We start from the raw sequence: 14,437 nt of genomic DNA on the forward strand, positions 1-14,437 counted from the left end.
TCCTTATTAATTTACCCTAATCCACCAGCGAGCATAATTGTCGCCGATCGGCATAACTCTGCGGCTTAACAGTGTGATTTCTGACACCAGACATTATTAGAAAACACCCTCTTTCTGACAATAATTAACCCGGCCAGATTCCTCGTCGAGAACATCAATAACTTTAAAGAGCCCGCCCGCAATAAAATATAGAGTGCTGAACAGCCTCGCGATATTTCCCTCTCATTAACGGGTTAAATGAGGACATTAATTTAAATCAGCGACACAATCAGCGAAAAAGGTGCCCGACGCAGAGTAAGAGTAATCGACAGTCTAATATGGCTATCTTAAACATGGATGAGTCCACACTTTTACACCATCGGGGTGCCCTGCATCTTTGACCGCGCCAGAAAAAAACGTCATCCCCATCAGGCTGCAGAAATCCTAAGAGTGAAGGGAGAATGTGAGCAGTATCTGAATTTTGCAATTCTTGACGGATGAAAGGAAAGATTAGCAGCGTTTACCCTATAACCTGTACTGGCTGTACGCCGTTCAACGTTGCAAAGACAGGTAAAAAAAGAAACCATGCTAATCCAATGAAAAACATAATTTTTATATCAAACTTGCCGTTTCTTTTCATACGATTGCTTTGCTTAACATTGGTTACGTTTACGTCAGACAAAGTTAAACAGAAGCTAAACAGAGCGGCATGAATGCCCCTCCCGGGCACATTTTGCTGTCACCCCAAATTATTGCCAGAGATAATTCGCTGCGTTAAATTAATTCGTTAACTCGAATCATTTCATCTCGCCGCTACCTGACAGGGATTGCGTCACACACAGGGTAAAAACGATCCAATGGTTTCAGAATGGTTATCTTTATTATTGTTTATTGCGTCTGCGGCTCTCTACACCTGGAAGGCCGGGCGGCACAGGCTGTGGTTTTCCGCCGTACTGGCGCTGCTGGGCATCTATATCATTCTTAATGCTTCACTTTTTGCGAGTAATTACTTTACCGGTGAAGGAATTAACGACGCGGTTATCTATACGATCACCAGCAGCCTGAGTGGCGCAGGACTACAGAAATATATTATGCCAGCCGTCGGTCTGATCGTCGGTTTATTATTGCTGTTCCTGTTTTTATCCTGGGTTTTACGACTACGAAAAAATCATAATTACAGCAAACTGTACAGCCTGCTGGCGCTGGTACTGGCCGTTGCCTCCATTAAAACAACCCCGGCGTATCAGCAGGTAAGCGACCTGATTAAATCGCAGGTCGCCAAAGGAGATTCCGACTTTTACAGCCACTACAAAGTCCCGGGGAAGAACCTGCGCGGCGACCGCCCAAACCTGGTTTACATCTATGCTGAAAGCCTGGAACGCACCTACTTTGATGATAAGGCATTCCCTGGCCTGGCACCGGAACTGAACCGCATCAAAGCGGATTCATTCGACTTCAGTAACACCGAACAGCTGCCCGGAACCGAATATACCATCGCAGGTATCGTCGCCTCACAGTGCGGCATCCCGCTGTTTGCTCCGTTTGACGGCAATGCCTCCAGCTCGCTTTCCACCTTTTATCCGCAAAACGTCTGCCTGGGTGACATCCTGAAAGCGTCAGGCTATCAGAACTATTTTTATCAGGGCGCCAGCCTGAGCTTTGCCGGTAAAGATCTGTTCTTCACTTCCCACGGCTTTGACCATATTTATGGTTTCAATGAGCTGAAGAGCATGGTGAAGGATCAGAACTATCGTAACGACTGGGGCTGGTACGACGACACCGTGCTGGACATCGTGTTCGATAAATATCTGGAACTGGCGAAGAAGAATCAGCCGTTTTCACTGTTCGCCCTCACCGTGGATACCCATCATCCAGATGGATTCATCTCACGCAGCTGCCAGAGAAAATCCTATCCGTTCGATGGAAAGGAAAATAAGTCTTTCGCCGCCGTTGCCTGTGGCCAGGAACATATCGCCCGGCTGATTGAGAAGATCCGCGCTACCCCGTACTTCAAAAACACCATTATCGTGGTCGGCTCCGATCACCTGGCGATGAATAACACCGCCTTTAAATATCTGAACCAGCACGACCGCCGCGACCTGTTCTTTATGCTGCGCGGCGACAGCGTGAGCAGCAAAGTGATTACGGCTAAACGCAGCACGCTGGATAACGGAGCAACGGTGTTGGATGCCATGGGCGGCGACAACTTTATCGGCCTGGGGCGCAGTTCGCTGTCATCCACTTCGCTTTCCGCCACCTACCTGAATATCAAAGAAAAAATCAACGAATGGAAGCCCGACGTCATTAAGCTGTGGAACTTTCCGAAAGCCATTTCGGAGTACAAAATTGACAGCGAGAAAAATACATTCAGCTTCTCCGGTTCACACTTCAAGCTGCCGCTGCTGCTATCGGTGATGCCAAACAAAATTGAGCCGAAGCTTGATGCCTATCTGGCAACGCCGCTGAAACAGCAGCTGGCAAAGTTCGGCCCGGACGAAAAATTTGTCTGGGCGGATCGCTGCTACAAAATAGGCAGCGTATGGGACGAATCCCTGACGCTGAACAACGGGCTGTGCGTTGCCAACGGCACGCTGAATGCGAGGCCGCATATCGACCAGATTAAACCGGGGAACACGCTGGGGAAAATCACCTTCACCTCGGCCAGCAGCAACAGTAACGACAACAGCAGCGACGAACAGTATCAGCGCAGCGTAACCCGTTTGCGAATTGCCGATGCCGATTTGAAATATCGCTCGGACCGTATTCTATTTAACCTTCCGGGGCTGCCGCAGCAGGTGCTGAAAATCACCGGCATGTCCTATGTTGAAACCTGGGGCCGCTGGTCTGATGCCAATCTGTTACCGGAAGTGACCATTCAGTATCTGGAACCGTTGCCAACAGTATTCCAGCTGAAACTGACGGCGCGGGCCTTCGGTCACAACGCGCTGCGCCCGGTGATCGTTAAGGTCGGCGACTGGCAGCAGGAAATTTCACTGGGGGAAAGCGATACCACCCTGACGCTGCAGGTCAACAATCCTTCTGGCGCGCGCAGCATCGTGCTGGTGCCCCCGGAGCCGATCGAGTCAACGCTGGGCACCGTAGATGGCTTTGCGGCCCGCCGATTGGGCATTGGCCTTGTCGATATGCAGGTGTCACCACAGCCTTAAATCATTCGCCCCCGTCATCGGGGGCGGATTCCCTTCAATACGGGTAGTGACACGTTTATTCACATGAAGGACTTGCAGTAAAAAACAGAAAAATTACTATGGATTAGTAACCATTCACTCACAGGAAAGCCTTCCCGTTGAAATCTTTGCGCAACGCCCTACTGCTGTTACCTGTACTTGCTCTGCCGCTGCAAAGCCAGGCGCAGAAATCCCCTGACCCGTTGCTGGCCTCCGAACTGGTTAATCGCTATGCCGATAATATTTTCTACAACACCAAAGCCAGCGGTATGGCGATCGTCGCTATCGATGCCAATCAACGCATCTTCGCCAGCCGAGGCGTCGCGCGCCCCGGTAGCAAACAGCCACCGAATAAAGACTCACTAATCCGCATCGCCTCATTAAGTAAGCTGATGAGCAGCGAGTTGATGGTCAAACTGGCGGAAGAAGGAAAGCTGAAGCTGGACGATCCGCTCAGCAAATACGCTCCAGCCGGCGCCCGGGTGCCAGCCTGGAACGGGCAGCCTATCCGACTGATCAATCTTGCCACACATACCAGCGGCCTGCCTCGCGAGCAGCCCGGTGGTAAAGCCATGCGTCCGGTGTTTACCTGGCCCACCAACAGCCAACGCTGGGCGTGGCTACGCACCGCACAGCTGAAATCGGCTCCCGGGCAGGTCGCCTCCTATTCTAACTTAGCCTTCGATCTGCTGGGTGATGCGCTGGCCAAAGCCGGGGGTAAACCCTACCCGGCCCTGCTGCAGGAAAAAGTGACCCGACCTTTGGGGATGAAAGATACCACCTTCACTCCTTCTCCGGACCAGTGCGCGCGGCTGATTATTCCGGCTAAAAGCCCGAGCCCGTGCAATAACTCACTGGCCGCCATCGGCAGCGGCGGGGTCTACTCGACACCGGATGATATGGGCCGCTGGATGCAGCAGTTCCTGTCATCCGACGTGCACACCCGCAGCCCGCAGGTTGACCGTCTGCAAACGATGATTTATCAGCGCAGCCAACTGACAAAAGTAGAAGGCATGGATGTACCCGGACGCGCGGATGCCCTCGGTATGGGATGGGTATATATGGCGCCGCGCGATGGCAGACCGGGGATCATTGAAAAAACCGGCGGCGGCGGCGGCTTTATTACCTATATGGCGATGGTGCCGCAGTACAGCGTCGGCGTATTTATCGTGGTCGCTCGCTCGAATGAAAGCCGATTTACGCCGATGAGTGATGGCGTCAACAATCTGCTTACCGAGATGATCGGCAACTCGTCAGGCAGTGCCCAACTGGCCGCAAGCATCATGGCGAACTGATCGCCCGAGTCTATTCGGCATACCCTTCATCGCCGTCTAAAATAGAATCATCCGCCGCTTTGACATCCCGTGAGCGGCGGATGAGTTTTTCACGCGGCAGCAGGCGGCCGCGCTTGTCATAATAACGACTTGGCCAGATTTCAGATGGATGCATATCCAGCGCGGCAGCGATAATGAACTCCCCCTTCGGCCAGGGCTTTTTCAGTGCATTCGCCAGCGTTCCCGAACTTAGCCCCACCTCACGCGAAAGCGCCGCCAGTGAATTCTTACGTTTTTTTATCGCGGCGATAATATCCGCACTGTGCATATCCTGTCGTTTCGTCATAGCGTCCTCTGCATCTCAGTGAGTTCCTGATTCACGCCCAATCTAGCACTAAGAATTACTTAGTACAATTTGCATTGGCAACTAAGAGAATCCTGTTAATTGTTTCAATAACCGGGATGACTATGCTGGCACAACGTTTGAAAGAGGCTCGCCTGAGAAAAGGGTTATCGCAGCAAAAACTGGGCGTTTTAGCGCAAATTGACGAGGCCACCGCCAGTGCCCGTATGAATCAGTACGAACGGGGCATTCACGTGCCTGATTTTGAACTGGTCTGCCGTCTGGCCGTTATCCTGGACGTGCCATCCTGCTATTTTTATACCCAGGAAGATGAGCTCGCCAGACTGGTGCTGGCCTGGTACTCCCAGCATAAATCGCACTAAAAGTCACAACGCCTTTCCCGTTGTACATCCTGAAGATTAGACTAAGTTCTACTTAGTACATTTTAATCGAACGGCTAAGAGAATCCTGTTATCTGTTCAGAAGTCAGGATCGACATGCTGCCATATCGTTTAAAACAAGCGCGCGAGAGGATGGGGCTGGCGCAGCAAAAACTGGGTATTTTAGCGGGGATTGACGAGGCCACCGCCAGTGCAAGAATGAACCAGTATGAACGGGGTGTTCACACGCCAGACTTTGAGCTGGTTTGCCGCCTGGCAGTGATACTGCAGGTCCCCGCATGCTATTTTTACATTCAGGAAGACGAACTGGCCGACATCGTGCAGCACTGGTACGACAGTCATCATAACGGCGGCTAGCCGTTTCCTACCCCTCGTACCTTCATGGTCATTAACGCAGAATCCCCCTTCCAGCTCTCCCTCTCTCGCCCTTACATCATCTGATTATAAGTTGTGCCTTTTTATCATATGGTCAATCGGTTGACTCAATCACAGAATTACGGTTATTTGACAGCCTTCTACCTCTTTGAATTCAGGGAAAAATATCGTGTTTAAGCCAGTCATGACTCGTTCAGTTACCGTTACCGCTACTGCACTGCTGCTGGGTTTGCTGCTCACCGGCTGCGATCAAAAAGCCGCCGACGGCCACCACATCAAAGTTGGCGTGATCAACGGCGCGGAACAGGATGTTGCAGAGGTGGCGAAAACCGTCGCCAAAGAGAAATACGGTCTGGATGTTGAACTGGTGGGTTTCAGCGGCTCTTTGCTGCCGAATGAACCCACAGCAGGCGGCGATCTGGATGCCAACGTTTTCCAGCACCGACCGTTCCTCGAGCAGGATAACAAAGCGCATGGCTACAACCTGGTTGCCGTTGGCAACACCTTCGTTTTCCCCATGGCGGGCTACTCAAAAAAAATCAAAACGATTAGCGAGCTGAAGGACGGCGATACCATCGCTATCCCCAACGATGCCACCAACCTTGGCCGCGCACTGCTGCTGCTACAGAAAGAAAAGCTGATTACCCTCAAGCCCGATACCGGCCTGCTGCCAACCGCAGTCGACATCACCGCGAACCCACTGCATCTGAAAATCATGGAACTGGAGGGCGCACAGCTGCCACGCGTGCTGGATGATGCCAAAGTGACGGTAGCGATTATCAGCACCACCTACATTCAACAGACCGGGCTGAACCCGGTTCGTGACAGCGTATTTATTGAAGATAAGCAGTCACCCTATGTGAATATCATTGTGACTCGTGAAGAAAATAAAGATGCGGAAAACGTTCGCGACTTTATTAAATCCTATCAGTCGCCGGAAGTGGCCGCCGCCGCAGATAAAATCTTTAACGGTGGTGCCGTAGCCGGCTGGTAAACCGGCACTGCATCATCAGCGCTACGGAGATGTCGTTAGTTGTTTAGATTACTAAAATCAGATATTTGTGAAAAACCGCACAGTATCTGGATAATCTTTAGCGACGCCGCCGACCGTTGATCGCGATCAAGAAGGATCATACCTGCTCATCGGTATGATCCTCCCTGTAAACCGAATGTCACGATCTGAAACCGCTTTCCGGCCTCGTTTCCGACCATTTTCAGCGACGGAGTACCTGCTTAAGACAAGGGTAAGCAATCTCAAAATGACTTTGCTTAATGACGGGCAACATGGATGAGCTGCCGATGCGATACAACATTAACGCCAGTCTTATTTATGACGCAGCGGACGGAAGCATTTTGCTGCCGGACAGCAGCACACCTGATACTCAACTCTCAATTACCGCCAGCGCACTGCTGTTGTTTTTTCTACAGCATCAGGAGGTTGTCAGCCGGAATGAAGTGTTAAAAAAAGTCTGGGATGACAAAGGATTAACGTCGTCTAACAGCAATCTCAATCAATATCTCAGCCTGCTGCGCAAAACATTTCGCCACTACGGCATCGATAATATTATCCTGACTATTTCGCGGGGTAACCTGCAGCTGAATCCGGATATCGCCATCGAACCGCAGGTTGATTCTCTTCCCCACGCGGCACCGGAGGCCGAAAATGCTGCACAGACAGTGGCAATCCCCACAGAAGATAAACAGCATTCCGTTGCGGAACGGGGCCGCTGGAAAATTCACTGGAATATAGCCAGCGTAGCACTGATTATTTTATCGCTATTGATTCTACCATTAACCTTAATCAATCGCCTTAACCCGATTTTTGTTTCGCCGGTGTCCGATTCAGAGCAGGGATGCGAATTAATAGGTACCACGGATATGATCGGTACGGTTACTATTCTCGCTTACGAAAATAACTTCGCGAGCGTTTTACGACGACTCAATCTCACCTGTAATTCCGGGCAGCGATACGTTTTCTTTTACGATGACAAATTACAGACCCGAGGGTTAGGTCGTGTTTTCCTCGCCCACTGCGCCAGCCACAATACGGTTTCCTATGGATACTGCGATAACTACTTTTATTATTCATGGGTTCCACAATGAGAAACTATCCCAAATCGCTTTTTACTCTGTCGCTGCTGATATTCAGCGCGGCGGCAGCCTTTACCGCCTGGCGACTGGTTCCACAGCAGGCCTCAGCCCTGATTGACTGCTCCGCCAGAGTCATTATGCGCTTTGAAAATATGGACCAGGAAAACGTTAACGGTACCGTTCATTTCAACTTCGGTTCGCAGGGGGAGGGCTCCATGGTCGTGGAAGGCTATACGGATTCAGAGCGGGGCTCGCTCTACCTGCAGCGCTACGTTAAATTTACCTACAACATCAGGCACATCTCCGCAGCGGAAAAGCACTACATCATCAACCAGTGGCAAGCGAGCGCCTCTACGATCGATCGGTCACCCGATATTATTTTCGACTATTTTATGCGCGAGATGTCAGACAGTCGCGACGGCCTGTTTCTGAATGCCCGCTGGCTGAGTAGCAAAGCCGTGATGCTCAGCTCAATCAACTCACCGTTGTATATCTGCACCTTAAAATCCGATAACGCATTCAACTAATTTCTTCCCTCTATCCTTACAACACCGCGACGGATAAACAGCACTTTATGTCTTTATTAAATGAGCCTGCCCTCACTGAAATATGAGACACGACACAGTTTTATGGGCCATTGTCTTTACTCATATTCAAACCATTAGCATCGGGCTAACAAAGTAACACTTCGCTCGCCTGCGTTAAAAACCCACATTATTAATCGACTACGGTTCAATTAAAAACCAGCACAGACACATAAATTCCGTGCATGAGAGCGCTAAATTTCAGATTTAAAAACTAAATACATCAATAATCCGAATTTAAATTTTGATTTCCATCTCAGGGGATATAGTGAGCTTCAGAGTATTCGTGACGCATTTTATCGCCTCAGGGCAACAGTTTGATGCGCCTGGTTTTTTTTATAGCCTGATTAAGGATAAACTGATGACGATTGATAAGGATTTACTGTCCCGGCAAAACGCCCGCGACCTGGTGCGCGAAGCTAAGAAAGCTCAGGCGATCCTGACCACATTCTCACAACAGCAAATCGATGAGATCATAAAAAGCGTTGCGGAGGCGGCTTCAGCGCAGGCGGAACCTCTGGCCAGGCTGGCCTGTGAAGAAACGGGCTTTGGTAACTGGCAGGATAAAGTCCTGAAAAACACCTTTGCATCAACCTTTCTTTATGAATCGATTAAAGACATGAAAACCGTGGGCATTATCCACGAAGACCATGAGAAAAAAGTGATGGATGTTGGCGTGCCTTTAGGCGTGATCTGCGCGCTGGTCCCTTCCACTAATCCCACATCAACCATCTTTTACAAAAGCATTATCGCGCTGAAATCCGGCAACGCGATCGTCTTCTCTCCGCATCCCGGCGCACGTGAATGCAGCTGGAAAGCCATCGAAATCGTTAAAAATGCTGCAGAAGCGGCGGGCGCACCTGCGGGCATCGTCAGCGGTATTACCGAACTGACCCTGGATGCCACCCAGGAACTGATGCGCAGCAAGGACGTTTCTCTTATTCTGGCCACCGGCGGCGAAGGCATGGTCAGGGCGGCCTACGCCTCCGGCACGCCGACGATTAGCGGTGGGCCGGGTAACGGCCCCGCCTTTATCGAACGCACCGCAGACGTACATCAGGCGGTGAAAGACATCATCACCAGTAAAACATTCGACAACGGGGTTATCTGCGCTTCCGAGCAGTCGATTATCGTCGAGCGCTGCATCTGGGACGACGTTCAGCGCGAGCTGAAGGCCCAGGGCGCTTATTTTATGAATGATGATGAGAGCGCAAAAATCTCCGCGCTGCTGATGCGCGCCAATAACACCATCAATCCCGAAACGGTGGGGAAAACCGCGCTGACCATCAGCCAGATGGCCGGCTTCAGGGCGCCGACCAATACCCGCGTACTCGTTTCTCTGCAAACCGTGGTATCAAAACAAAACCCCTTCTCGCGGGAAAAACTGTGCCCGGTGCTGGGAATGTACGTTGAGAATGACTGGAAGTCTGCCTGCAACCGCGTTGTTGAGCTGTTAAACAACGAAGGGCTCGGCCACACGCTAGTGCTCCACACCCGCAATCAGGAAGTGATCCGCCAGTTCAGCCTGGAAAAACCCGTCCACCGCATTCTGATCAACACCCCGGCTGCACTGGGCGCCATTGGCGCCACCACCAATCTGACTCCAGCCCTGACCCTGGGATGCGGCGCCATCGGCGGTGGCTCCACCTCCGATAACGTCGGCCCCATGAACCTGCTCAACATTCGCAAAGTGGGCTTCGGCGTCCGTTCTATCGACGACCTGCGTCAGTCGTAATTTCCCAGGCCGTCAATAATGCCCGACAGCCGCGGGCAGCCATCCCCAAACTCTGAACTACGGTCACCGCTTTACGGGTGGCCGCTACCGCGAGCACCGTTCGTGCCCGTATTCAGAAAGACTGGAATAGATTCAGGAGAGTAATATGGAACATGATACTTTATTAGCGACTCCCGCGCAGAAACACGCGCTGAAACACAGCTTCAGTGCCACAGAAAGCGCTGTCAATCAGCCTGCCGATACCGTTATGGAAGGGCTTTCTCCACGGCTGCAGTATCTTCGAAAGCACTATCTTGAAGCCCGTCCGAGCGTCTCAATTTATCGCGCTCTGGCCTTTACCGAGGTGGTGAAAAACAACCCGGGCCTGCCGGTTATTCTGCTGCGGGCGAAAGCCTTCCGCCACGCCTGTGAAACGGCACCGATACTGATTCAGGACCAGGAACTGATCGTCGGCCATCCCTGCGGTAAGCCGCGTGCCGGTGCGTTCTCACCGGATATCGCCTGGCGCTGGGTGCGTGACGAGCTGGATACCATGGGCACGCGCCCGCAGGATCCTTTCGTCATCAGCGAAGAAGATAAAAAAACCATTCGTGAAGAAATCGTCCCCTTCTGGGAAGGCCGCTCCCTGGATGAAATCTGTGAAGCGCAGTATCGCGAAGCGGGAGTCTGGTCATTCAGCGGTGAAACCTTCGTCAGTGACCTCTCCTATCACCAGATTAACGGCGGCGGCGATACCTGCCCGGGCTACGACGTGCTGCTGTTTACCAAAGGGATGAACGGCATCAAAGCCGATGCCGAGGCGCATCTGGCACAGCTGAGCATGGAAAACCCGGAGGATATCGATCGGATTTACTTTTACAAAGCGGCGATCGAAACCTGCACCGGTGTGGTTAACTACGCAAATCGCATCGCCCGCCGCGCAAGAGAACTGGCGGCGGCAGAGAAAAATCCGCAGCGTAAAGCCGAGCTGCAGACCATCGCACAGGTGAATGAAAACGTCCCCGCTAACCCGCCCACAACGCTGCAGGAAGCGCTGCAAAGCATCTGGACCGTCGAATCACTGTTCGAAGTGGAAGAAAACCAGACCGGCCTGTCCCTGGGACGCGTAGATCAATACTGCTATCCGATGTATGAAGCGGATATCCGCGAAGGTCGCCTCACCGAGGAAACAGCCCTGGAGATGATGGAAGCCTTTATCATCAAATGTGCCGAGCTGATGTGGATGTCCAGTGAGGCCGGTGCGAAGTACTTTGCCGGTTATCAACCCTTCATCAACCTCACGGTCGGCGGCCAGAAACGCGCGGGTGGCGATGCCTGTAACGACCTCACCTATCTGATCATGGACGCGGTGCGCTTTGTGAAAGTGTACCAGCCGTCGCTGGCATGCCGTATTCACAACCAGTCACCGCAGAAATACATGGAAAAAATCGTCGACGTGGTGAAAGCGGGAATGGGCTTCCCGGCCTGTCACTTCGATGATTCGCACATCCGTATGATGCTTCGCAAAGGCTTTGATTTTGACGACGCACGCGATTACTGCCTGATGGGCTGCGTGGAGCCGCAAAAATCCGGCCGTATCTATCAGTGGACCTCCACAGGCTACACCCAGTGGCCCATGGCCATTGAATTCGTGCTGAACCGGGGACGCATGGTGCTGTTCGACAGCCATCAGGGCCTTGATACCGGCGCTCTACGTGAGCTGCGCACTTTCGAACAGTTTGACGCCGCCGTTAAGCAGCAGGTCGAGCATATCGTTCGCCTGTCGGCAATCGGCACCGTGATAAGCCAGCGCGTACACCGCGACGTAGCACCAAAACCGCTGATGTCGCTGTTGGTTGAGGGCTGCATGGAAAGCGGTAAAGACGTTGCCGCAGGCGGCGCGATGATCAACCACGGCCCCGGCCTGATCTTCTCCGGGCTGGCGACCTATGTCGACTCCATGGCGGCCATTCGTAAGCTGGTTTACGAAGATAAAAAATACACCCTGGAACAGCTGCGTGATGCGCTGCTGGCCAACTTCGAAGGCTACGAGGCGATGCGCCGCGACTGTCTGAACGCGCCGAAATACGGCAATGACGATAACTACGTTGACCAGTATGCCGCAGACATTACCGAGTGGACCGAGAAAGAGTGCCGGAAGTACGACATGCTCTATTCCACACTCAGCCACGGTACGCTGTCGATCTCCAACAATACGCCTATCGGTGAACTGACCAACGCCACGCCTAACGGTCGCCTGGCCTGGATGCCGCTGTCTGACGGAATCAGTCCAACTCAGGGCGCCGACAAACAGGGCCCAACGGCGATCATCAAGTCGGTAAGCAAAATGAACGTGGAGACCATGAATATCGGCATGGTGCACAACTTCAAGTTCCTGAAAGGGCTGCTCGATACGCCAGAAGGCCGCTTTGGGCTGATCACACTGCTGCGCACCGCCTCGATTATGGGCAACGGCCAGATGCAGTTCAGCTACGTCGACAACGAGGTGTTGAAAAAAGCGCAGCTGGAACCCGAAAAGTACCGCGACCTGATCGTTCGCGTTGCGGGCTACAGCGCCTACTTCGTTGAGCTGTGCAAAGAAGTTCAGGATGAAATTATCAGCCGCACGGTCATTGACGGGTTCTGAGAATAAGCAACAGGAAAGAGAGATGAACAGGGACGTTCACATTGATGCATGAGGTAGAGATGATAACCACTAAGGAACTGACCGGGCGGATTTTCAATATCCAAAAATACTCTATTTATGATGGTGATGGCATCCGCACGCTGATTTTTTTTAAAGGTTGCAATATCACCTGCCCGTGGTGCTCTAACCCGGAGGGCCTGACCGGCAGCTTCCAGGTGATGTACTCTCACGACAAGTGCAATGACTGCGGGGATTGCATCAGCGTTTGTCCGTCAGGGACCCACTACCGGGCCAATATCAACGGCGTCATGAAGCATTTCATCAACAGGGAAGCGGGCTGCATCGGTTGCAGAAAATGCGAAGAAATCTGTACCCGCGATGCCATCAGCATCGTCGGCAGAGATTACACCGTGAGCGAGTTGATGGAGGTGATCATGCAGGACTACTTTTTCTATACCTCTTCTGGCGGTGGCGTCACTATCGGCGGCGGTGAGATGAGCCTGCAAACGGATTTCGCCGTGGCGCTGTTCAGTGAATGCAAAAAAGTGATGATCAATACGGCGGTAGAAACGCAGGGAACAACACCGCTGGAAAACTATAAAAAGTTGGCAGCCGTCACGGACACCTTTTTATTCGATCTGAAAGAAATGGATAGCGCCAACCACAAAGCGCTATTCGGCATGGGCAACGAACGCGTTAAGCGAAATCTGGAATGGCTGGTTGATTCGGGTGCCAGTGTCATTGTCCGGATTCCGCTGGTGCGCGGCTATAACGATTCGGAAGAGTCCGTTATTTCGGCCATAGATTACGTAAAAAAACTTTCCCATCGCGGCAATATCCTCCGCATTGATATCCTCCCTTACCATCAATTGGGAAAAAGTAAATACCAAAAACTGGATATGAACTACCCGATAATAAATGACCCGTCATATACATCGGCAGAGCTAAACCAAATGGAATCCCGATTTAAAAATTTTGATTTTGACATTCGTTTAGTTCGACATTAATTCAATGTATTTAAATAACAATCAGGAGTTTACCCATGTCGTCTAAAAAGCAATGCTGGCTATGGCTGCTGCTGGTCATCGTCTCTGAAACCTCAGCAACCTCAACGTTAAAAATGTTCGATAACAGCGAAGGATTAACGAAAACCCTGTTACTTGGGCTGATCATCGTCTTGTACTGCATCTGTTATTACTCTTTGTCCCGGGCGGTAAAAAATATCCCCGTCGGCCTGGCCTACGCCACCTGGTCAGGAACCGGCATTTTAACCGTCTCAACGCTGGGGATGCTGTTTTACGGCCAGCATCCTGATACGGCGGCGATTATCGGCATGCTGGTGATTGCCAGCGGCATCATTATTATGAATTTATTTTCCCGAATGGGCAGTGACGATACTGAAGATACGCCTGTTCAGCCACATGAACTCACAAAAGAAAGTTCGCCAACAGACTAAGAGGGTACGATCATGGCTAATGTGGGATTTTTATGGCTGGCACTGTCGATCTGTTCCGAAATAACCGGCACCTCAATGATAAAAAAAACCTACGGCTTTAGTAAATTTTCACCTTCCGTTTTAGTTATTATTGCTTATGCCGTTTGCTATTTTGCGCTAACCAGGGCCATGAGTACCATCCCAGTCGGGGTTGCTTATTCACTCTGGTGCGGATTCGGCATTGTTGGCGTTACACTGTGCTCAATGATTTTATATAAACAAAAACCTGATTTTCCGGCGATATTCGCCATGCTGTTGATTATTTCCGGCGGGGTAATTATGAATGCGTTCTCGACGTTGTGAATCGGAAAATAAATTTATTATTATCCCTTCAATAAAATAAAGCTAA

At 51.4% G+C, this 14,437-nt stretch carries 12 protein-coding genes and 1 pseudogene; 12 read left to right on the forward strand and 1 reads right to left on the reverse strand.

Annotation, left to right across the window (positions count from 1 at the left end; translation table 11 throughout):
• Nucleotides 1-836 precede the first annotated feature (836 nt).
• Nucleotides 837-3,146 carry a phosphatidylglycerol--membrane-oligosaccharide glycerophosphotransferase gene (gene opgB, locus EC836_RS06920; RefSeq protein ID WP_123331459.1) on the forward strand — a complete coding sequence of 770 codons (2,310 nt, stop codon included), beginning with the start codon at nt 837-839 and terminating at the stop codon, nt 3,144-3,146.
• A 137-nt stretch (nt 3,147-3,283) separates the two neighbouring features.
• Nucleotides 3,284-4,459: a D-alanyl-D-alanine-carboxypeptidase/endopeptidase AmpH gene (gene ampH, locus EC836_RS06925; protein WP_123331461.1), complete on the forward strand. Its 1,176-nt coding sequence runs from the start codon at nt 3,284-3,286 to the stop codon at nt 4,457-4,459.
• Nucleotides 4,460-4,469: 10 nt separating this feature from the next.
• On the opposite strand, the gene EC836_RS06930 is transcribed toward ampH, so the two are convergent.
• Nucleotides 4,470-4,784, reverse strand: coding sequence for a helix-turn-helix transcriptional regulator (locus EC836_RS06930; protein ID WP_123331463.1), 315 nt, complete (start codon nt 4,782-4,784; stop codon nt 4,470-4,472).
• A 122-nt stretch (nt 4,785-4,906) separates the two neighbouring features.
• On the opposite strand from EC836_RS06930, the gene EC836_RS06935 reads away from it, so the two are divergent.
• From EC836_RS06935 to EC836_RS06980, 10 genes and pseudogenes are all read left to right on the forward strand, one after another.
• The gene (locus tag EC836_RS06935; protein ID WP_123331465.1) at nt 4,907-5,164 is read left to right on the forward strand and encodes a helix-turn-helix domain-containing protein; all 258 of its coding nucleotides are present in this window, start codon (nt 4,907-4,909) and stop codon (nt 5,162-5,164) included.
• A gap of 114 nt (nt 5,165-5,278) precedes the next feature.
• Entirely contained in the window at nt 5,279-5,539 is a 261-nt protein-coding gene (locus tag EC836_RS06940) for a helix-turn-helix domain-containing protein (protein WP_123331467.1), read from the forward strand.
• 202 nt (nt 5,540-5,741) lie between these two features.
• Nucleotides 5,742-6,551, forward strand: coding sequence for a lipoprotein NlpA (gene nlpA, locus EC836_RS06945; RefSeq protein ID WP_123331469.1), 810 nt, complete (start codon nt 5,742-5,744; stop codon nt 6,549-6,551).
• 305 nt (nt 6,552-6,856) lie between these two features.
• Nucleotides 6,857-7,660 carry a winged helix-turn-helix domain-containing protein gene (locus tag EC836_RS06950; protein WP_123332142.1) on the forward strand — a complete coding sequence of 268 codons (804 nt, stop codon included), beginning with the start codon at nt 6,857-6,859 and terminating at the stop codon, nt 7,658-7,660.
• Nucleotides 7,657-8,175, forward strand: coding sequence for a FidL-like protein (locus EC836_RS06955; protein ID WP_123331471.1), 519 nt, complete (start codon nt 7,657-7,659; stop codon nt 8,173-8,175). Before EC836_RS06950 ends, EC836_RS06955 begins: the two co-directional genes overlap by 4 nt.
• A 418-nt stretch (nt 8,176-8,593) precedes the next feature.
• Nucleotides 8,594-9,958, forward strand: a pseudogene (locus EC836_RS06960) (acetaldehyde dehydrogenase (acetylating)); the annotation flags it as partial.
• 154 nt (nt 9,959-10,112) lie between these two features.
• On the forward strand, nt 10,113-12,593 hold the full coding sequence (gene cutC, locus EC836_RS06965; RefSeq protein ID WP_370346936.1) for a choline trimethylamine-lyase: 2,481 nt from the start codon (nt 10,113-10,115) through the stop codon (nt 12,591-12,593).
• A gap of 59 nt (nt 12,594-12,652) precedes the next feature.
• Nucleotides 12,653-13,600, forward strand: coding sequence for a choline TMA-lyase-activating enzyme (cutD, locus tag EC836_RS06970; RefSeq protein WP_123332144.1), 948 nt, complete (start codon nt 12,653-12,655; stop codon nt 13,598-13,600).
• 35 nt (nt 13,601-13,635) lie between these two features.
• Entirely contained in the window at nt 13,636-14,049 is a 414-nt protein-coding gene (locus tag EC836_RS06975) for a multidrug efflux SMR transporter (protein ID WP_123331473.1), read from the forward strand.
• Between the two features lie 12 nt (nt 14,050-14,061).
• A complete protein-coding gene (locus EC836_RS06980; RefSeq protein ID WP_123331475.1) occupies nt 14,062-14,391 on the forward strand; it encodes a multidrug efflux SMR transporter in 330 nt (109 codons plus the stop codon).
• The last annotated feature ends 46 nt before the right edge of the window (nt 14,392-14,437 follow it).

Origin of the sequence: Erwinia sp. JUb26 (assembly GCF_003751505.1) — a bacterium.
Taxonomy (GTDB): domain Bacteria; phylum Pseudomonadota; class Gammaproteobacteria; order Enterobacterales; family Enterobacteriaceae; genus Erwinia.